The organism is Nonomuraea cavernae (genome assembly GCF_040655715.1).
Classification (GTDB): Bacteria; Actinomycetota; Actinomycetes; order Streptosporangiales; family Streptosporangiaceae; genus Nonomuraea; species Nonomuraea cavernae_A.
Genome location: NZ_JBFAKL010000033.1, coordinates 1 through 18,610, shown reverse-complemented (window position 1 = coordinate 18,610; position 18,610 = coordinate 1). Strand labels below are relative to the sequence as shown.

Annotated in this window: 19 protein-coding genes and 1 rRNA gene; 6 read left to right on the top strand and 14 right to left on the bottom strand. The window is 70.2% G+C overall.

Annotated features, from left to right (window positions below; genetic code table 11):
* Window positions 1-31: 31 nt before the first annotated feature.
* The 6 genes from AB0I38_RS34470 to AB0I38_RS34445 all read right to left on the bottom strand — a co-directional run bounded on the left by AB0I38_RS34470 (window position 32) and on the right by AB0I38_RS34445 (window position 6,212).
* Complete coding sequence (locus AB0I38_RS34470; RefSeq protein ID WP_358490504.1) at window positions 32-1,399, bottom strand: acetyl-CoA carboxylase biotin carboxylase subunit; 1,368 nt, start codon at window positions 1,397-1,399, stop codon at window positions 32-34.
* Between the two features lie 142 nt (window positions 1,400-1,541).
* Window positions 1,542-2,807: an HD domain-containing phosphohydrolase gene (locus tag AB0I38_RS34465; RefSeq protein ID WP_358490499.1), complete on the bottom strand. Its 1,266-nt coding sequence runs from the start codon at window positions 2,805-2,807 to the stop codon at window positions 1,542-1,544.
* Window positions 2,804-4,159 (bottom strand): HD-GYP domain-containing protein, encoded by a 1,356-nt coding sequence (locus AB0I38_RS34460; RefSeq protein ID WP_358490494.1) that lies wholly within the window; start codon window positions 4,157-4,159, stop codon window positions 2,804-2,806. The genes AB0I38_RS34465 and AB0I38_RS34460 overlap by 4 nt, the downstream gene beginning before the upstream one ends.
* Before the next feature lie 235 nt (window positions 4,160-4,394).
* Window positions 4,395-5,333, bottom strand: coding sequence for an NAD-dependent epimerase/dehydratase family protein (locus AB0I38_RS34455; protein ID WP_358490491.1), 939 nt, complete (start codon window positions 5,331-5,333; stop codon window positions 4,395-4,397).
* Between the two features lie 10 nt (window positions 5,334-5,343).
* The gene (gene rsrA, locus AB0I38_RS34450; protein ID WP_436838805.1) at window positions 5,344-5,571 is read right to left on the bottom strand and encodes a mycothiol system anti-sigma-R factor; all 228 of its coding nucleotides are present in this window, start codon (window positions 5,569-5,571) and stop codon (window positions 5,344-5,346) included.
* Window positions 5,572-5,606: 35 nt separating this feature from the next.
* On the bottom strand, window positions 5,607-6,212 hold the full coding sequence (locus AB0I38_RS34445) for a sigma-70 family RNA polymerase sigma factor (protein ID WP_189123164.1): 606 nt from the start codon (window positions 6,210-6,212) through the stop codon (window positions 5,607-5,609).
* 233 nt (window positions 6,213-6,445) lie between these two features.
* Between AB0I38_RS34445 and AB0I38_RS34440 the strand changes: the two genes are divergently transcribed.
* Window positions 6,446-7,186, top strand: a complete 741-nt coding sequence (locus AB0I38_RS34440; RefSeq protein WP_358490483.1) for a class I SAM-dependent methyltransferase — start codon at window positions 6,446-6,448, stop codon at window positions 7,184-7,186.
* Here the strand turns inward: AB0I38_RS34440 and AB0I38_RS34435 are convergent.
* Both AB0I38_RS34435 and AB0I38_RS34430 read right to left on the bottom strand, forming a co-directional pair.
* Window positions 7,183-7,515 (bottom strand): TraR/DksA family transcriptional regulator, encoded by a 333-nt coding sequence (locus AB0I38_RS34435; protein WP_358490479.1) that lies wholly within the window; start codon window positions 7,513-7,515, stop codon window positions 7,183-7,185. The two genes, AB0I38_RS34440 and AB0I38_RS34435, sit on opposite strands and share 4 nt — an antisense overlap.
* Before the next feature lie 155 nt (window positions 7,516-7,670).
* The gene (locus AB0I38_RS34430; protein WP_358490476.1) at window positions 7,671-8,450 is read right to left on the bottom strand and encodes an SOS response-associated peptidase; all 780 of its coding nucleotides are present in this window, start codon (window positions 8,448-8,450) and stop codon (window positions 7,671-7,673) included.
* Between the two features lie 140 nt (window positions 8,451-8,590).
* Here AB0I38_RS34430 and aroA point away from each other — a divergent pair, with 140 nt between their 5' ends.
* The 3 genes from aroA (at window position 8,591) to hisN (ending at window position 11,986) form a co-directional block, all read left to right on the top strand.
* Complete coding sequence (gene aroA / locus AB0I38_RS34425) at window positions 8,591-9,904, top strand: 3-phosphoshikimate 1-carboxyvinyltransferase (RefSeq protein WP_358490472.1); 1,314 nt, start codon at window positions 8,591-8,593, stop codon at window positions 9,902-9,904.
* A gap of 105 nt (window positions 9,905-10,009) precedes the next feature.
* Window positions 10,010-11,047 (top strand): ribosome small subunit-dependent GTPase A, encoded by a 1,038-nt coding sequence (rsgA, locus tag AB0I38_RS34420; RefSeq protein WP_358490859.1) that lies wholly within the window; start codon window positions 10,010-10,012, stop codon window positions 11,045-11,047.
* A gap of 111 nt (window positions 11,048-11,158) precedes the next feature.
* Complete coding sequence (hisN, locus tag AB0I38_RS34415; protein WP_436838804.1) at window positions 11,159-11,986, top strand: histidinol-phosphatase; 828 nt, start codon at window positions 11,159-11,161, stop codon at window positions 11,984-11,986.
* Here the strand turns inward: hisN and AB0I38_RS34410 are convergent.
* Window positions 11,958-13,712, bottom strand: a complete 1,755-nt coding sequence (locus AB0I38_RS34410; protein WP_358490470.1) for a right-handed parallel beta-helix repeat-containing protein — start codon at window positions 13,710-13,712, stop codon at window positions 11,958-11,960. The two genes, hisN and AB0I38_RS34410, sit on opposite strands and share 29 nt — an antisense overlap.
* 68 nt (window positions 13,713-13,780) lie before the next feature.
* Between AB0I38_RS34410 and AB0I38_RS34405 the strand changes: the two genes are divergently transcribed.
* The gene (locus AB0I38_RS34405; RefSeq protein WP_358490467.1) at window positions 13,781-14,638 is read left to right on the top strand and encodes a TetR/AcrR family transcriptional regulator; all 858 of its coding nucleotides are present in this window, start codon (window positions 13,781-13,783) and stop codon (window positions 14,636-14,638) included.
* A 36-nt stretch (window positions 14,639-14,674) separates the two neighbouring features.
* Here the strand turns inward: AB0I38_RS34405 and AB0I38_RS34400 are convergent, their stop codons facing one another.
* The 4 genes from AB0I38_RS34400 to AB0I38_RS34385 form a co-directional block, all read right to left on the bottom strand.
* Window positions 14,675-15,460: a fructosamine kinase family protein gene (locus AB0I38_RS34400; protein WP_358490462.1), complete on the bottom strand. Its 786-nt coding sequence runs from the start codon at window positions 15,458-15,460 to the stop codon at window positions 14,675-14,677.
* Window positions 15,447-15,920, bottom strand: a complete 474-nt coding sequence (locus AB0I38_RS34395; RefSeq protein WP_358490458.1) for a low molecular weight protein-tyrosine-phosphatase — start codon at window positions 15,918-15,920, stop codon at window positions 15,447-15,449. Before AB0I38_RS34395 ends, AB0I38_RS34400 begins: the two co-directional genes overlap by 14 nt.
* An 87-nt stretch (window positions 15,921-16,007) precedes the next feature.
* Window positions 16,008-16,787, bottom strand: a complete 780-nt coding sequence (locus AB0I38_RS34390; protein ID WP_358490454.1) for a serine hydrolase — start codon at window positions 16,785-16,787, stop codon at window positions 16,008-16,010.
* A gap of 180 nt (window positions 16,788-16,967) precedes the next feature.
* The gene (locus AB0I38_RS34385) at window positions 16,968-17,855 is read right to left on the bottom strand and encodes a phenylalanine 4-monooxygenase (protein ID WP_358490450.1); all 888 of its coding nucleotides are present in this window, start codon (window positions 17,853-17,855) and stop codon (window positions 16,968-16,970) included.
* Between the two features lie 123 nt (window positions 17,856-17,978).
* Here AB0I38_RS34385 and AB0I38_RS34380 point away from each other — a divergent pair, with 123 nt between their 5' ends.
* Complete coding sequence (locus tag AB0I38_RS34380; protein WP_358490448.1) at window positions 17,979-18,431, top strand: Lrp/AsnC family transcriptional regulator; 453 nt, start codon at window positions 17,979-17,981, stop codon at window positions 18,429-18,431.
* Window positions 18,432-18,478: 47 nt separating this feature from the next.
* Here the strand turns inward: AB0I38_RS34380 and rrf are convergent.
* Window positions 18,479-18,595 (bottom strand): 5S ribosomal RNA (rrf, locus tag AB0I38_RS34375).
* Window positions 18,596-18,610: the final 15 nt, after the last annotated feature.

Genomic DNA, 18,610 nt, shown 5'->3' with positions numbered 1-18,610 from the left:
CTAACGTTCAGTGATTAAGAATGTCATGTCGCTACGAGCGCATCCGCCCGACCAAGCCGGTGTCGTAGTCGCCTGAGCCGAACTCCGGGTGGTCCAGCAGCTCGGCGCAGAAGGGCAGGTTGTTCTTCGGCCCCTCGACGACGAACTCCGCGACCGCCCTGCGCGCCCTGCCCAACGCCTCGGCCCTGGTGGCCGCATGGACGCAGAGCTTGGCCATGAGCGGATCGTAGAACGGCGTGACCATATCGCCCTCGGCGTAGCCGGAGTCAACGCGGACCCCCTCGCCGATGGGCTCCCGCCATGCGGTGATCTTGCCAGGTCCGGGGAAGAAGCGCTTGGGATCCTCGGCGTAGACACGGAACTCGATGGCGTGGCCGCCCGTCACGGGCCGCACATCGGGGCTCTCCCCTGCCGCGACCCGAAGCTGCAGCTCGACCAGATCGAGCCCGGTGACGAGCTCGGTGACCGGGTGCTCCACCTGGAGCCTGGTGTTCATCTCAAGGAACACGAAGTCCTGCCGGTCCGTGTCGACCAGGCACTCCACGGTGCCCGCGCCCAGGTAGCCGACCGTCTCACCGGCCCGCACCGCCGCGGCCAGCATGCTCTCGCGCAACTCCGGTGTGATGCCAGGTGACGGCGACTCCTCGACCACCTTCTGGTGGCGGCGCTGCACGGAGCAGTCACGCTCGCCGAGCGCCACGACCCGGCCGTCCGGCAGGCCGAGGATCTGCACCTCGACGTGGCGGGCCCGCTCGATGAAGCGCTCCAGCAGGATCGCCGGGCCGGCCGGCCCTTCGCCGGTCGCCGCTCCCGCGAACCTGGCCGCCGCCCTCGACGCCTGTTCGTACGCCTTGACCAGGCCGGTCTCGTCATGGGCGACGCTCATCCCGATGCCGCCACCGCCCCCCGCGGTCTTGACCATGACCGGGAACCCGATCTCGTAGGCCGCCTTGACCGCCAGCTCGAGATCGGTGACGGGCTCGCGGGTGCCGGCGGCCACCGGCACGCCCGCGTCCTCCATCAGGTTGCGGGCGTTGATCTTGTCGCCCATCCGGGCGATGGCCTCGGGCGCCGGGCCGATCCACACCAGCCCGGCGTCGACCACCGCCTGGGCGAACGCGGAGTTCTCGGCGAGGAACCCGTAGCCCGGGTGGATCGACCTCGCCCCCGTGGCGCGGGCGGCCTCGAGCACCTTGCCGGCGTCGAGATAGCTCTGCGCCGGGTCGGCCGGGCCGAGGAGCACCGCCTCGTCGGCTTCGCGGACGAAGGGCAGACCGGCGTCGGCCTCGGAATGAACGGCGATGGCGCGCAGCCCCATCTGCTTGACCGTGCGGATGATCCGCCGTGCGATCTCACCTCGGTTGGCGATCAGGACGGGTCCGAGCGTCTCAATAGGCACGCCGCCAACACTAAGGCCGCGAGGGGGCTCACCCCTTTCCTCCTAAACCACCGATCCGGAGAGCGCGATCTGTAGGAATCCCACAATTGTGAGCCGCGAGAAGCCCGGTAACGGCCTCTGCTTCTAGCGGATTCGCCCTACGTCAGGGGCGATGGGCGGCGGCGTAGCGGTCGGCCACGCGGGCCAGCGCCTCGATCGCCGCGGGATCGTAGGCCGTGCCCGCCGCGAGCCGCAGTCGCTCTAGCGCGGCGCCCGCCCGGTCACGGTCGGTCGAGCCGCCGACGAGGTCGTCGTAGGCGTTGGCGACCTTGATGATACGGCTCGACAGCGGCGGGTCGGCGGCGACCGGATCGCACTGCCGCCGAACCAGGTCGGCCACCCGGTCGAGGACCCCCGTCTGCTTGATCACCGCGGCGCCCAGCTCGGCGATGCGCCGGGCCTGGTCCGGATCGGTGAGCACGGTGGCTCCCCCGGGAATGGGGTCGCGCAGCGACAACTGGCCGATGTCGTGCATCAGCGCCGCGTACTCGAGCTCCAGGAGCTCCGGCTCGGCCATGCCCAGCTCCCTGCCGACCGCGACCGCCAGGCGGCTCACCCGGCGCGAGTGGCCTGGCTCGACGTAGCCGCCGACCTCGGTGACGCGCGACAGCGCGCGTACGGTCTGCAGGTAGGTCGCACGGATGCCGGCGTACTTGCGGAAGGCCACCTGCGTGACCAGCAGCGGCGCGGCGAAGACCAGGAGCGCCACCAGGTCCATGCTGTGCGTGGCGAGCGCGAGCAGCACGCCCGACGCGCCCACGGCGGCGCCGAGCGGGAACGCCATGTTGATCTCGTCGCGGACCGCCACCCTGAAGGCGGTGCGCACCTGCTCGGCTCTCAGCATGGCCGCGATCAGCACGTCGACGAGCAGCGAGAGCGCGATCAGGACGATCATCACGGCGAGCGCCGGCCACCAGTTCTCGTCCGGCGGCTGGGTGTAGAGGTAGAGCGGGTCGACCAGCGGCCGGAAGGCGAACGCGAGCAGCGCCCCGGTCAGCAGCCGGCGGGCCATCGCGTCGAGCCGCGGCGGGCGGCCGACGGCCAGATGCGGCAGCGCTCCCGCGATCATCCCGACCGCGATCACGGCCACCACCTGGAGCGCCGGGTGCTGGAGCCGCTCCTGGCTGAGGTCGAGCAGCAGCGTGTAGCCGAGGGCGGCGGCGGCGCCGATGGGCGCGACCTCCCTGTTGCCCGGCATGGTCAGCCTGGCCAGCTCGCCGACCGCGATCAGCGCGCCGAACCCGACCGCGATCTCGGGACGGTCCAGCCCGACGGCGGCCGTGTGCGCTACGCCCGCCACGGCCACCAGCCCGGCGGCGCAGATGAGCAGCAGTTGCCCCGAGTCGAGCCCCTGGAAGGCGCGGGTCACGGCCCGCTCACCACTTCGATCGGCATGGTCGGGTCGTCGTGGTCCTTGGTGGGCTTGTCGTCGGCCTCGGGAGGCGGCAGGTCGACCCGGCGGGGCGGCTGCCACGGCCGGCGTTCGAGCGCCCGGACGAAGGCCGTCACCATGACCGGGTCGAAGTGGGTGCCCGCGCACTTGTGCAGCTCCTCGACGGCCACCTCGACGGGCCGGGCGCCCCGGTAGGAACGGTCGGAGGTCATCGAGTCGAACGCGTCGGCCACCGCGATCACCCGGGCGAACTCCGGGATCTCGTCACCGGCCAGGCCCATCGGGTAGCCCGTGCCGTCGTGGCGCTCGTGGTGGTGCATGATCCCGGCGTAGGCCTCGTCGAGGAAGTCGATGCCGCGCACGATCTCCAGGCCGCGCATCGGGTGCAGCTGGATCGCGGCGAACTCCTCCTCGGTGAGCGGCCCGTCCTTCTGCAGCACCTTGGTCGGCACGCCGAGCTTGCCCACGTCGTGCAGCATGCCCGCGTAGCCGATGGCGCGCAGCCGCTCCAGGCCCATGCCGATCTCCTGAGCGATCATGGTCGAGGCGGACGACACCCGGGTGCAGTGGCCCCTGGTGTAGTAGTCCTTCGTCTCCACGGCCTGGCACAGCGCGGCGATCGTGGCGTCGTACGAGCGCTGCTGGGCGTGGTATTGGCCGAACGCCCAGCGCGCCACGAACAGCGGCAGCAGCACCAGCACGGCGGAGATCGACTGGACGGTCGCCCAGAGCCCCGCCACCAGCAGCCCGAACGTGCCGTAGCCCAGGTAGGAGAGCAGGAACTGGACCATGCCGCGCATCGGCACCTCCACGCCCCCCTCCCTGGTCGCGAGGCGGATCATGGTGAGCGTGAGCACGATGTTGAGCGGCACGAACACGGCGGTCGCCGCGATGTAGGGGCCGATCAGATCCTCGAAGGCGTTGACCTTGGGCACCCCCGACTCGCCGCCCAGCGACGCGTAGACCAGCCCGGCCGCGTAACCGCAGATCGCGAACTGCGCCCCGTTGAAGAGCCGCTTGATCAGTGGCAGGCCCGGCCGCACGCTCAGCGTCGCCGTGAACCCCACCACCGCCGCGCCCTCGGGACCGATCAGCACGATCGCGGCCAGCGCGGCCGAGAAGCTGACCGACACCGCGAACTGCTCCACGTTGAGCAGCGTCGGCATCGACTCGCAGACCAGGAACAGCAGAGCGAGCACCAGCAGGGTGCCCAGCTCCGCCGTGGTCACCGGACGTGCCGAGCCGAACAGACTGTGCCAGAGGAGCACCGTCGCCGTGCCGATGACGACGACCAGGTAGCCCCTCGCAGGCCACGGCAGATCACGCATTGCGGCCCCCTACGGGTAGCTCAGGTCCACGAGACCCCTGGAGGGAAGACCGTCGTGCCACCCCCGGCCAGCACCATCACGACGGGGACGACCAGCACCATGAACGTGAACAGCCGCGCGATCATGATCTTTGACATCCGCTTGCCTCCTGGTCGAGTCCTGGAGGTCACGCTACAGAAGACGGCCTTGTCACACCGGCGGAGTCACGAATCGCAAGCAAAGCGTAATCAACCCACTACCTGCGGCGACTCCTGGCCCACTCGACGGTGTTCTTCAGCCCGGTGGACAGGTCGGTGCGCGGCTCCCAGCCGAGCCCCTCGTAGGCGGGCACCGGATCGACGGCCATGGCGGGCAGGTCACCCGGCCGGGGCTGGGCGAATCCCGGCTTGTCAGGGGCGCCGGCCGCGTCGGCGATCAGCGAGTGGAGCCTGCGGTCGGGCGTCTGGATGCCGGTGCCGAGGTTGAACCTACGGCCGTCGCCCCCCGCGCCGCACGCCTTGACGAAGCCGTCGACCACGTCGTCGACGTAGACGTAGTCGCGCGTCTGGGTGCCGTCGCCGTAGAGGACCGTGGGGGTGCCGCCGAGCAGGCCGTCGGTGAAGATGGCCACGACCCCGGCCTCGCCCTCGGGCGACTGGCGCGGGCCGTACACGTTGGAGAGCACGAGCGTGGTGTATTCGATGCCGTGCAGCGCGCGGAACGTCGCGAGGTAGGTCTCGCCGCTCAGCTTGGAGGCGGCGTAGGGCGAGCGGGGATCGGTGGGCGCGTCGCCCGGCACCGGGATCGTGGCCGGCCGGCCGTAGACCGCGACCGACGAGGCGAAGACCACCTTGCGCGTGCCGCCCTCATGGGCCGCGGTGAGCACGGACGCGGTGCCCTCGACGTTGACGCGGGCGTCGTGCGCCGGGTCGGCGACGCTCCTGCGGACGCTGATCTGCGCGGCGAGATGGCAGATGACCTCGGGCCGCACCTCCGCGGCGAGCCGGATCACCGCCGGGTCGAGCACGTCGAGCACTTCGAGCCGGAACCGGTCATGGGTCGACGCGGTGGCGAGGTTGGCGCGGTCGCCGGACGACAGGTCGTCGACGACCACCACTTCATGGCCTTCGGCCAGCAGGCGGTCGACGAGATTGGACCCGATGAACCCGGCACCACCGGTGACAAGGACGCGCATGGGGGAGATCCTAGTCGGAGAGCTCGGCCCTTACCTGCGCGATGCGCGCCAGAACCTTGGAACGCAGGTCGTCCGGCACCGGGTCGCACCCACAGTGCTTGGCCACCAACTGCTTGACCACTTTGTCGAGGTCGTATTCCTTCAGGCAGGGGTCGCACTCGTCGAGATGCACGCGGATGTCGCTCACGACGCCCTCGGCCAGCTCGCCGTCGATGTAGGCGTAGACCTTGTCCAGCACTTCGCGACAGTCGGTGTCGTGCGGGTTGCCACAACTCATTTGGATCCCTCCGTCGGGACCAGGCCACGCTCGCGAGCATAGTCCTCAAGGTGTGCCCGCAACTGCCTTCGTCCACGGTGCAGCCTCGACATCACGGTGCCGATCGGGGTGCCCATGATGTCGGCGATCTCTTTGTACGGGAACCCCTCGACATCGGCCAGGTAGACCGCGATCCGGAAGTCCTCGGGAAGCGCCGCGAGCGCCTCCTTGATGTCGCCGTCGGGGAGATGCTCCAGCGCCTCGACCTCGGCCGACTTCAGTCCGCTCGACGTGTGCGACTCGGCCCGCGCCAGCTGCCAGTCCTCGATCTCCTCGGTGCCCGACTGCTTGGGCTCGCGCTGCTTCTTGCGGTAGCTGTTGATGAAGGTGTTGGTCAGGATCCGGTAGAGCCAGGCCTTGAGGTTGGTGCCTTCCTGGAACTGGTGGAACGACGCGAACGCCTTGGCGAAGGTCTCCTGTAGCAGGTCCTCCGCGTCCGCTGGATTCCGGGTCATCCGGAGCGCGGCCGAGTAGAGCTGCTCGAGGAAAGGCATGGCTTCGCGCTCGAACCGCTCACTCCGCTGTTCCAGAGTCTCCGCGCCTGTCGCGGGCACCGGGCCCACCCCCCTAAGATCACCGGTGGCCGACTGTGGCGGTACACCGTATTCAGGGGAGAATACCCGCTTGTCGGTGACCGGCCGGTCATGGGGGAGGGGGTCGAGCAATGTGAGCATGCTCGTCGCAACACACCCGCGCCATTGTCTGTTCCCGCAAGATAGAAGGTGACGAACGACCCGGTGCGGGGAAAACCATACGTACCGGCTGGTAGCCATTTCCCGGAACCCAGGAGTCGCGTGTGCTGCCCATTCCGGCCGAGGAACTGAACGGCTCAGGGACGCTCGGACCGTACTGGAACTTCTACCGCGCGGTCGCCGCCGAGCAGTTGAGCCGCTGGCTACCCGGCGAGCCCTCCGTGGTGCTCGATCTGTCCGGTGGACGCGGGCGCTGGGCCGGCCAGGCCGCCCGGGCCGGCCACCGGGTGATCGAGTTGCTCGACTTCCGGCGCACGGTCGACGCCCAGGCGCGGTTGCGCGAGGCCGGCCGGGTGCACCACGTACGCGCCGACGACCTGTCGTTCCTGCCCGACGAGAGCGTCGACGCGGTGGTCGCCGAGGAACGCGCGATGTCGATCGAGCTCATGTCCGAGTCGGTGATGAGCGACGTGGCGCGCGTACTGCGGCCGGGCGGCCGGGCCCTCGTCTGCGTCGACTCGCTGGTGCTGGGCATGGCGATCCTGGCCGAGCAGGGTCAGTGGCAGCACCTGCGGCAGACGGGCGAGGTCATGCTGGTGCCCTGGCCCGACGGCGGCATCACGCGGTGCTTCAGCAGCGGCCAGCTGCGCGAGCTGCTGGTGGGCGCGGGGCTCGAGGTCGAGTGGATGCGCCCGCGCACGGTGCTGTCACCGTCGACGGTCGATCACGTGCTCAGCTCCGACAGCAGAGCGCTCACCTGGCTGGTGCGCACCGAGCTCGAGGCGCACCCCGACGACGACGACACGGTCGGCATCCATCTCGTCGCGAGCGCTCGCAAGTCCTAACGCCGGCGTTCGCGCTTGCCCTGGCACTGCACACACCGGGCGGCCTCGGGACGTGCTTCGAGCCTGCCTTCCGGCACCGGCTTGCCGCAGTCGACACAGCTGCCGTAGGACCCCTCGTCGAGCCGTTTGAGGGCGGCGACCACCGCGTGCCGCTGGGCGGTCGCGACGGTCAGCATGGCCTGCGCGCGGTCGGCGTCGGTCAGGTCTGAACCCGCGTCGGCCGCGGAATACTCGCGGACCGCGGCGGGGTCGCCCTGCAGCACCCCGATCGACCGGTCCAGGTCGGCGAGCATCGTCTCCAGCCGTTCACGAGCGGACGTGTCATCCACGACTCCGCACCTCCGGGTAAAGGAATGCGAACCGCGACGGAACTCCCCGGTGGTCCCGCCCGGCGCGAGAGAGGGCAATGTGTATAGCGGTGACTCCGAGTGCACGGATGCACCGCTTTCCTCACCGGATGCCCACTTGGCACAGTTTTTAACCTTCAGAAAAGACCGCTTTCCTGCTCGGAAGCGATGGGTTTGATGAGGTCCGGCCCGTTGTTGCGGACGTTGTTGACGTCCGTGGAGACCGCAACGGCGGTCAGCCGCCCGGGGTCGGCCGGCACCAGCAGCTCCGAAGCCTCCTCGGTGTCGGTCAGCTTGGGGTCGAGCCACTCGGCCCAGCGCTCGCGCTCGATCATCATCGGCATCCGGTCGTGGATGCGCCCCAGGTCGTCCTCGGCGTCGGTGGTGATGACGGTGCAGGTCACCAGCCACTTCAGCGGATCGTCGTCGGCGCGCGAGGGGTCCTTCCAGAACTCGTACAGGCCCGCCATCGCCAGCACGCCGCCGTCGGCGGGATGGATGAAGTACGGCTGCTTCTTCTTCCCCTGCTTGCCCGAGTTCCCCTGCTTGCCCGAGCCCTCCGCGGCCATCGGCATCCACTCGAAGTATCCGTCGGCGGGCAGGAGGCACCTGCGCTTGGCGAACGCCTGCCGGTACGCCGGCTTCTCGGCCACCGTCTCGATCCTGGCGTTGATCATGCGTGACCCGATCGACGGGTCTTTCGCCCAGGCCGGGACCAGGCCCCACTTCACGATCCGCAGCTGCCGCACCGCCCGGTCGGCCTCCTTGGGCACGCGGCTGAGGACGGCGTAGACGTTCTTGGTCGGCGCGACGTTGTAGTCGGGACCCAGCTCCTGGTCGGGGTCGCCGTCAAGCTCGACCTGGAACTCCTCCAGCAGCTCGTGCTTCTTGCGCGCCGAGGCGTATCTACCGCACATGACCCCACACTGCCACGTACGGCTTTCGCCCGCGTGTCCGCCACAACGGGCCGATGCCGTTTTCCACAGGTCGCGAGGGGGGACGGGGTGGTCGTCCACAGGCCGGGGCTGGGCGTACCGGCTGCCAGTAGGCTTTGACCATGGCTTCAGCACCGCACTGGCCCGCGCCGACCGCGAGCGCTCCCGTCGTCGCGTCCGTCCGCCTGCCCGGCTCCAAGTCGGTGACCAACCGCGCCCTGGTGCTCGCGGCGCTGGCCGACGGTCCCGGCACCGTGCGTCAGGCGCTGCGCAGCCGCGACGCCGACCTGATGGTGGCGGCCCTGCGTGCCCTGGGCGCGACCCTGGAGGCCACGGCCGAGACGGCCGCGGCCGTCGACTGGCGGGTGACCCCCGGCCCCGTGCGGAGCGGCGCGAGCATCGACGCGGGCCTGGCGGGCACGGTCATGCGGTTCGTCCCTCCGGTGGCCGCGCTGGCCGACGGGCCGGTGTCGTTCGACGGCGACCCCCACGCCCGCAAGCGCCCGATGGGCCCCATCCTCGACGCGCTGCGCGCCCTGGGCGCCCACGTCGACAACGACGCCCTGCCTTTCACCATCCGCGGCCCGCTCACGGGGGGCGAGGTCACGATCGACGCCTCGGGCTCGTCCCAGTTCGTCTCCGGCCTGCTGCTGACCGCTCCGCGCTTCGCCAAGGGCGTCACGATCCGCCACGTGGGGCCGCCGGTGCCGTCCCAGCCGCACATCGAGATGACCGTCCAGATGCTCAGGGCGGCCGGCGTGACCGTCGACGACGGCGACCGCGACGTGTGGCGCGTCGAGCCCGGCCCCATCGCGGCCATGGACCTGACCGTCGAGCCCGACCTGTCCAACGCCGCGCCGTTCCTCGCCGCGGCCATGGTCACCGGCGGCACCGTCACGATCCCCGGCTGGCCGCACCAGACCACCCAGCCCGGCGACACCCTGCGCGACCTGCTGGCCCGCATGGGCGCCACGGTCCACCTGTCCGGCGGCTCCGAGCCGGACGCCGGCCGGTCCACGGGTTCCGGCCCGCTCACGGTCACCGGCACGGGCCCGATCCACGGGATCGACGCCGACCTGCGCGAGGTGGGTGAGCTGACTCCGACCATCGCCGCGCTGGCCGCCCTCGCCGATTCGCCGAGCCGCATCCGCGGCGTGGGCCACCTGCGCGGCCACGAGACCGACCGCCTCGCCGCGCTGGTCACCGAGATCAACCGGCTGGGCGGCGACGCCGAGGAGACCGGCGACGGGCTGATCATCCGCCCGCGTCCCCTGCACAGCGGCGTCTTCCACAGCTACGACGACCACCGCATGGCCACGGCCGGCGCGGTCATCGGCCTGAGGGTCCCCGGCATCAAGGTGCCCGACATCGCGACCACGGCCAAGACGCTGCCGGAGTTCGTCCAGATGTGGACGGCCATGCTGGAAGCCCGATGAGACGGCCGGCGGTGCGGGGGCCGGTGAGACGGGTACGTGTGGGGGCGGGAGCCACGGGCATGTCCGGCCCGCGAGGCAGGCAAGCGATCGCATGGGAGTAGGCCGCTGAGAAAGCGGGAGTATGACGAGGACGATGTAAGGGTCAGGCCGGGCAAGGGATCACGGCCCCGGACCCGCATCCGTCCTGCGCACGAGGACGCCGTCCAGGGGTTCGTGGTGGCCGTCGACCGCGGCCGCTACACCACGCTGGTCGAGCCGGAGCGGCCCAAGGGGTCGGCGCAGAAACGCAGGCAGCCGCAGCGGCGGCTGGTCGTCGCGATGAAGGCGCGCGAGCTGGGCCGCAAGGGCATCGTGGTGGGCGACCGGGTGGCCCTCGTGGGCGACGTGTCCGGCGACCCGCACACGCTGGCCAGGGTCGTGCGAGTGGAGCCGCGCACCTCCATGCTGCGCCGTTCGGCCGACGACACCGACGACACCGACGGCATCGAGCGCCCGGTCGTGGCCAACGCCGACCAGCTCGTCATCGTCACCGCGCTGGCCGACCCGCCACCCCGGCCGCGCATGATCGACCGCATCCTGGTGGCCGCGTTCGACGCCGAGATCGACGCGCTGCTCTGCCTCACGAAGCCCGACCTGGCCCGGCCCGACGACCTGGTGGCCCTGTACGAACCGCTCGGGGTCTCCCACGTGACCGTGCAGAAGGGCGGCTCGCTCGACGAGCTCCGGGAGCTCCTTCAGGGGCGCATCAGCGTGCTGGTCGGCCACTCGGGCGTGGGCAAGTCCACTCTGGTCAACGCCCTCGTCCCCGACGCCAACCGGGCCGTGTCTCAGGTCAACGCGGTGACGGGCCGCGGCCGGCACACCTCCACCTCGGCGGTGGCGCTGGAGCTGCCGGGGGGCGGCTGGATCATCGACACACCCGGCGTGCGCAGCTTCGGCCTGGCCCACGTCTCGGTCGAAACCGTCCTGGCCGGCTTCCCCGACCTGGTCGAAGGCACGGTCGACTGCCCGAAGGGCTGCACCCACCTGGGCGACGGCTGCGCTCTCGACGCCTGGGTGGCGGCCGGTCACGCCGACCGGGTCCGCCTCGAGTCGCTGCGCCGCCTGCTGTCCAGTCGCGACGGCACCCCCGACGACTCCTGATCCACGTTCTGGACATTCCGGCCCTGCGGAAAATCATCCCAGGGCCCGTCCAGACCCGCTACAGACGGGGAACTGGCAGCGGCTCACCAGAAATGGGGTGATGCCGCACTGATGCTCGGCATCCCCGGCACGATAGCGTGGCTGACCGTGCAGGGTTACACCGATGATCTACGCCTCGCGCATGTCATGGCGGACGCCGCCGATGACCTGACCTTGCGACGGTTCAAGGCGGTCGACCTCAAGGTCGAGACCAAGCCCGACCTGACCCCGGTCAGCGACGCCGACCGCGCGGCCGAGGAGGCGATCCGCGGGACCCTCCGGCGGGCCCGGCCGCGTGACGCGGTCGTCGGCGAGGAGTTCGGCCGCACCGGCTGGGGTGCCAGGTCATGGATCATCGACCCGATCGACGGCACCAAGAACTACGTGCGTGGCGTGCCCGTGTGGGCGACGCTGATCGCGCTGATGGAGCACGGCAAGGTCGTCGTCGGCCTGGTGTCGGCCCCCGCTCTCGGGCGACGCTGGTGGGCGGCCACCGGCGGCGGGGCGTGGACCGGCAAGAGCCTGACCAAGGCGAGCCGGATGCGCGTGTCATCGATCGGCACCCTGGGCGACGCGTCGTTCTCCTACTCCAGCTTCGGCGGCTGGGAGAAGACCGGCAGGCTCGACCACTTCCTCGACCTGGGCCGTGCCTGCTGGCGCACCAGGGCCTATGGCGACTTCTGGTCGCACATGATGGTCGCCGAGGGCTCGGTGGACGTGTCGGCCGAGCCGGAGCTGTCGCCGTGGGACATGGCGGCGCTCACGGTGATCGTGGAGGAGGCCGGCGGCGTCTGGACCGACGTCGCCGGGGTGGCGAGCCTCGAAGGCGGCAGCCTGGTCTGCACCAACGGCCTCCTGCACGACGAGGTGCTCAGCCGCCTGAACGGCACCGCTCGCTAGCGACGGCCCCGCCCCGCCTGGTCAGCAGCCCGGCCCGCGCCTGGATGGCGGCCGTGGCGGCGTCCAGTTCGCGCTCGTCGGCGATCGTCGTGTTGTCCTCGTAGGTGACGCCGGGCGGCGGGGCGTCGTGGCCCAACGCATCGGCGTCCCAGAAGTTGCCCCGGTAGACGACGTTCTCCAGCGGCGGGCTGACCTGCAGGACGGCCGTGTTGTCGGCGCCTGCGACGACGTTCGACTCGACCGTGACCCAGGCGGCGCCGTAGTCGGTGTAGAGGGCGAAGTTGTAGGGCGTACGCGTGTCCTTGATCACGTTGCCCTCGACGACGGCGCCGTTCTCGTACGTGTCGCCCTGGACTCCCGACAGGTAGACGCCTCCCCCGTCGGCCAGCACGCTCATGCTGCCCGAGACGACGTTGCGCAGCACGCGGGTGCCCGCGCCCGGCCCGGCCGTGATCCCGCAGTGCGGCACGTCGGTGATCTGGTTGTGCGCGACCGTCACGTCGCGAGTGCTCAGCAGGGCGATGCCGGGCGAACCGGAGTAGTCGAGCCCGGCCCGGTGGATCCGGTTGTCCTCGACGAGCACGCCGTGGCTACCGGTGACCGCGATGGCGGAGGCGGACAGGGTCTCGAAATCGCACCCGCGCACGACGGCGTCGCCGCCGCCCGACAGACCGAGTGCCGTCGCGCCCAGCCGGACGAACCGGCACCCCTCGATCGCCACGCCGGACGTGCCGTCGAAGACGACGCAGGCAGGGATCGTGACTGATTCGAGGGGAATCGTCACCGAGGCACCCTCCCCGAACGTCACCACGTCGATCGCACCGCCGTCGTGGTAGCCACTCCCGTGATAGTGCAGGAACCCTTCCGGACGGCTCGGCCGCAGCCAGGTGGCGTCGGCGAAGACCAGCCCTCTGAAGGAGATGCCGCGCGTGCCGGTGGCGCGCACCAGCGTCTCCAGCACCGGGGCGACCACCCGCGTCCGCTCCGGACGCTGTCCGGGCAGGGGCAGGTAGCGCAGGACGTGACGGCCGGGACGCGAACGGTCCAGGACGAACGTACCGAGCTCGGTGAGGAAGCTCGCGTCGTTCTCCACGCGGGTGGGCAGGCCGGGGCCACGCGACGTCTGCCCCTCCCAGGTGGAGTTGTAGAGGTCGGCGGCCCAGCGGAAGGCGGGCTGGGCCATGGTGATCACGGTCTCCCGGTCGTCGCCGGACACGGCGGCCACCCCGCAGCGGGCCTCGGTCCACGGGTAGACGCCGCGGTGGACGAACTCGACGTCGCCGGGGCTGTGCCAGTCTCTTGGGGCGGTGCTGTCGGTGACGTAACCGGTCTCGGTCATGGTGGCCGTGCCGGGCAGGCCGTCGATGGCGGCCCGCTCGGCCCGGCGCCCGTCGACGTAGAGCTGGCGCGTGTCCAGCGGGCCGACGTCGGCCACCCAGACGCCGCCGTCCTCCCGCCAACCGGTGATCTCGCGGCCGCCGCTGAGCACGACCTCCTCCTGCTCGGGAGTGCCGTACCCGCGTGCCTGGAAGCTGGTCCGGCCAGAGTCGGCCTCGGCGAACTCCAGCGGGGCCGTCAGCGGGTACGTGCCGCCGCCCAGGTGCACGACGACATCGCCGGCCACCTCGCGCGCCGCCGACCAGGCCCGGCCGAGACTCGCGAACGGGCGCTCCGGCGTGCCCGGCCACGCGTCGTCACCTGAAGGCGAAACATGAAAATGGAACACGAAAGCCCCTGCCTTTGCTGTTTACGACGTACACGTAGTACTACAGCATAAACACGAAGGGAGTGTCCATGAGAGGCAGAGCCGAAGATCCCGACCACGGCGTCGAGCTGCTGTGGCGCGGCGCGGGCGCGGAGCCGCGGCCGGGTCTGAGCCTGGCGCGGATCGTGCGCGCCGCCGTCGAGGTGGCCGACGCCGAGGGCCTGGCCGGGTTGTCGATGCGCAAGGTCGCCGATCGGCTCGGCTTCACCACCATGTCGCTCTACCGCCACGTCCCCGGCCGCGACCAGCTCGTCGACCTCATGCGGGACGCCGTCATGGCCGAACAGCCCCTGACGCCTCCGGCAGCGGCCGCACCCGTCCCGGGTGCCTGGCGGGCGACGCTGGAGGTTTGCGCGCGGGCGTCATGGGAACTGCGCAGACGGCACCCCTGGCTGGCGGAGGTGCGTGGCAGCCGGCACCTGCCCGGCCCGAACGGCGTCGCGCACTATGAACACATGCTGAGCGCGGTCCGGCACACCGGCCTGACACCCGCCGAGATGATCGCCGCCGTGGGCCTGGTCGGCCGCTTCCTCGACGCCGAGGCCCTGCTGCTGGTCGAGACCGCCCGGCAGGAGCGCGAGAGCGGCGTCAGCGAGGAGGAGTGGTGGGGCTCCCGCGACTCCCTCTTCGAACGCCTCGACCGCTACCCGACGCTCACCTATCTCTGGGAGGCCGGCGGCTACGACCACCCCGAGGACTCCTTCGAGTTCGGCCTGGCACGGATCCTCGACGGCATCGAACTGCTCATTCAGAAGCGTGACGAAACGCGTGACGGAATCTGCCAGATCTGCGGCAAGCCGGTGGAAACCCCGGCCTCCGGACGTCCCCGTAAATACTGCTCACACGCCTGCCGCCAGCGCGCCTACCGGCAACGCGGCCCCGCCTGACCACAACATTCACACCCGGCTTCAGAACGCGCCCGGCTACAGCGCCAGCACCCGCTCGACCGCCGCCATCAGACCACTCCGGTACGTCTCCCCGTACAGGACCACGTGAACGGCCAGCGGATGAAGCTGGTGCAGCGGGACCCGGTCCCGCCAGCCCCCGGCGAGCGGACTCTCCTCCTGGTAGGCGCCGAAGATCCGATCCTGGTACGCCACGCCGAACAGCGCCAGCATGGCCAGATCCGTCTCCCGATGACCGCCGTGCGCCGCGGGGTCGATCAGCACCCCCGAGCCGCCCGACCAGAGCACGTTGCCGCTCCACAGGTCGCCGTGGATGCGAGCGGGAGGCTCCGGCGGCCCGGCGACCTCGCCGAACCGGTTCACCGCCTGCTCGATCAGCCGCACATCACCCGAGGGCAGTCGCGCCTGCCGTACGAAGGGGAGAACTCGCTGGGCCGCGTAGAACTCCGGCCAGTCGTCCGCGGGCGTGTTGTCCATCGGCAGCTCGGCGATGAAGCCGGGCCAGGGCGCGCCGAAGGCGGGCGCCCCCGCACGGTGCAGCCGGGCGAGGTCGCGGCCGAACCGTTCGGCGGCCTCGGGAGTGGGGCGCTCGGCCTCCACCCACGACAGCACCAGCCGGTCGCGGGCCACGTCGATCACCTCCGGCACGGCGATCGCCTCGCCCAGCCAGCGCAGCCCGGCGGCCTCGGAGGCGAACAGCTCGGACGCGGCCCCGGTCTTGGCGAACACCGCACGCCCGTCCTCCGTCACGCCGCGGCTCAGCCGCCAGCCGTGCGACGAGCCGAGGTCCTCAGTCGATCTCATCGGCGATGTGCTTGACGATGCCCTCAGAGGCGGCCCGGACCAGCTCAAGCACCTCCTCAAAGCCCTCGGTCCCGCCGTAGTAGGGATCGGGCACCTCGGCGCCCTCCGACGCGTTGGGGTCGAACGACCGGAAGAGCCGCACTTCGCTGCCGAGCGGAGCCATCCTCCGCAGAAACGCTAGATTGTCCCGATCCATGGCCAGCACCAGGTCATAGCGGTCGAACCAGTCCTCGGTGAACTGCCGCGCCCGGTGAGCGGAGCCGTCGTAGCCGTGGTCGGTCAGGGTCCGCAGCGCCCGCTCATCCATCGAATCGCCCGCGTGCCACCCCCCGGTGCCCGCGCTGTCGACCATCACCCGCTTGGCCAGCCCGTGCTCGGTCAGCGTGTGGCGCAACACCACCTCGGCCATCGGCGAGCGGCAGATGTTCCCCATGCACACGAGGCATACGCGATAGGTCATACCTTCCATCATGAGGGCCCCCCGGGCGCCGTCGGCACCCGCACCCGCACCGCTCATCTATCGGCACGCCGAAGGCGGGCCCCAAGGTCACGCCGAGCAGTGCCGGAACGACTTCATGATGCGCGTGGTGACACCCTCCACGGTCGCGATGCCCTGGTCGACGTCGGTGCTGCCCTCGCTGAGCACGGCGACGGCGTAGTCGTGGCCCCGGCCCCGGATCAGCCCGACGGTGACGACGGCCCAGCGCTTGGTCGACACGCGCTTCAGCCAGCCGTTCTTCAGCGCGACGCGGTCACCCTCGCAGGCGGCGGCGCTCACTCCCCAGTCCTGGCCCTCGACGACGCCGCCCATCAGCCGGAGAACCCGCGCGCGTTCCTTGGCCGGAAGCGGGCTGCCGTCCGACACCAGCGCCCGCATCAGGCGGATCTGGTCGTCGGCGGAGGTGGGGGTGATGCCCCAGCAGTAGAGGTCGACGCAGCTACCGGCGACCCCCCGCGTGTGGCGCAGGCCGTACTTTCTGCCTGCCTTGGTGAAGCCGGGAGCGGCGCCGATGCGGAGCCAGAGGCGGTCGGCGGCGTGGTTGTCGCTGTAGCGGATCATGAGTTCGACGTCGCGCCGGATCGCGGGGGAGAGCTCGCGCCACGGGGTTTCGAGGAGGAGCGCCATCAGGATCAGGATCTTGGCGGAGCTGGCGGTGATCAGAAGCTCACCACGGTGGTAGCGGTAGAGCCGACCGGTGGCGAGATCCTTCACCATGGCGCTGATTCGGAGCGACCGGCCGGACAGGAAGCCGTCGAGGCGCTTGGTGATCTCCTTGGCGGCGATGGGCGAGCTGGGCTCGGCCTGCGCCTCTTTGACCATCTCCATGCCGTGCTCCTGGAGCCTTACCGGCGCTCTCGCCTGAGCGGGCGGCCGAGACTGGGCCACGGGCGCCCGCCCGGCCAGCGGCCAGGCCGCTATGGACAACAGGAGGGCGAGCGCCAGGAACCAACATGTCGCCTTCCCCGCGATCACTCATGAATTATCACGACAAAGCGCCAATGCCCGCTAGGCGCGTACGGCGAGCAGTTTCGCGATCGAGTCGTCGTCACAGGTGTCCCAGAAGCCGCCCACGACGTCCTCCAGGTGCTGGAGCGAGTCGGCCTGGAACAGCACATCCTGATATTTCGTGATGTCGTAGTGAGTGGTGCCCATCGCCTGGATATCCAAAGGCCGGATGTCCATGCCTCTGAACTCCTCGATCTCCCCGTACGACGACAGAATCCCCGCCCCGTACGCCTTGAGCTCCGCCCCTTCCCGCATCACGCCGAACTCCAGCGTGAACCAGAACACCTTGGACACGAACTCCAGCGCCTCCACACTCTCCACCCTGCGCGCGGCGGCCCCGGCCAGCCGGTAGAGCGCCGCGTAGCGGTCACTGGCCAGCGCGTTGGCGTGCCCGATGACCTCGTGGATGATGTCCGGCTCCGGAGTGTAGAAGGGCACGGAATGGTGGCGGATGTACTGAGTCGAGTGAAAGTATCCGTCAGCCAGGACGCCGTAGAAGTCCCGCAACGGCACCAGCCCGGCGGCCGGCAGATAGCGGAACCCGGTCAGCGGCTCCAGCAGCTGGCTGACCTCCTCCAACTGCGGGATCCGTGCCTCTGGCAGCCCCAGCCTCGCGGTGCCGGCGAGATACTCGGCCGTGGCATACCGGCTGTGCTTGGCCGCCAGCTCCTTGGTGACCAGCGCCCAGATCTCGTGCTCCTGCTCGGTGTACGCCGCGACGGGAATCGGAGTCCCCCTGCGATGGTTCACCGCCAGCCCGGCGATCGCGTTGCGCCGCGCCCGGTAGACCGGGTCGGCGAAACCTGGATGCGACGACGCCAGCTCGACCACGACCGAGCCGTCATCCTGCGCCGCGATCGGGGCGAAATACTGTGCTTCCTCGAACATGTCCTAGATAACAGCAACTCCGGAGATTCCTGGCAAGAGCGCTCAGTTCTACTGCGCGATACGCTGGATTCGGTACGCAAATGATCGCTTTTTCTGGTCACATCGCATAGTCGAGGAGGAGTGGTGGACGAGCTGGACGCGCGGTTGCTCGTGACCATGCGAGCGCATCCGCGGATCGGTCTCACCGAACTCGCCCGGGTGCTGGGCGTCGCGCGGGGCACCGTACAGGCTCGCGTCGAGAAGCTGACCGCCCGGGGAGTGATCGAGGACTTCGGCCCCACGGTCTCGCCCGCGCACGCCGGCTATCCGATACTGGCGTTCGTCTGGCTGCAGATCGCCCAAGGGCGGCTGGTCGAGGCCGTGCAGGCGCTGGACGCCGTGCCGCAGATCCTGGAGGTGCACGGGACCAGCGGTCAGCATGACCTGTTCTGCCGCGTGGTCGCCCGGAGCACTGATCACCTGCAGGACATCATCGCCCACATCCTGGCCTCGCCGGCCGTACAACGCACCGACACGACGATCTCGCTGTCCACCCAGATCCCATATCGCATCGAACCACTTCTGCAAGCACCCTGAAACGCGAGAAGGGCCCCACCAAACGGTGGAGCCCTCCTCAAACAATTGTCCGGCGGTGACCTACTCTCCCACACCCTCCCGAGTGCAGTACCATCGGCGCAGGGAAGCTTAACTTCCGGGTTCGGAATGTAACCGGGTGTTTCCTTCCCGCCATAACCGCCGTAACCCCATGAAACAAA

Excerpts from the sequence above, each read along its gene's own strand:
- AB0I38_RS34395 (WP_358490458.1), bottom strand. The coding sequence starts at position 15,920 with ATGACCTATCGCGTATGCCTCGTGTGCATGGGGAACATCTGCCGCTCG.
- AB0I38_RS34405 (WP_358490467.1), top strand. The coding sequence starts at position 13,781 with ATGAGAGGCAGAGCCGAAGATCCCGACCACGGCGTCGAGCTGCTGTGG.
- hisN (WP_436838804.1), top strand. The coding sequence starts at position 11,159 with ATGCTCGGCATCCCCGGCACGATAGCGTGGCTGACCGTGCAGGGTTAC.
- AB0I38_RS34455 (WP_358490491.1), bottom strand. The coding sequence starts at position 5,333 with ATGCGCGTCCTTGTCACCGGTGGTGCCGGGTTCATCGGGTCCAATCTC.
- AB0I38_RS34430 (WP_358490476.1), bottom strand. The coding sequence starts at position 8,450 with ATGTGCGGTAGATACGCCTCGGCGCGCAAGAAGCACGAGCTGCTGGAG.
- AB0I38_RS34460 (WP_358490494.1), bottom strand. The coding sequence starts at position 4,159 with ATGCGTGATCTGCCGTGGCCTGCGAGGGGCTACCTGGTCGTCGTCATC.
- AB0I38_RS34385 (WP_358490450.1), bottom strand. The coding sequence starts at position 17,855 with ATGTTCGAGGAAGCACAGTATTTCGCCCCGATCGCGGCGCAGGATGAC.
- aroA (WP_358490472.1), top strand. The coding sequence starts at position 8,591 with ATGGCTTCAGCACCGCACTGGCCCGCGCCGACCGCGAGCGCTCCCGTC.
- AB0I38_RS34400 (WP_358490462.1), bottom strand. The coding sequence starts at position 15,460 with ATGAGATCGACTGAGGACCTCGGCTCGTCGCACGGCTGGCGGCTGAGC.
- AB0I38_RS34390 (WP_358490454.1), bottom strand. The coding sequence starts at position 16,787 with ATGGAGATGGTCAAAGAGGCGCAGGCCGAGCCCAGCTCGCCCATCGCC.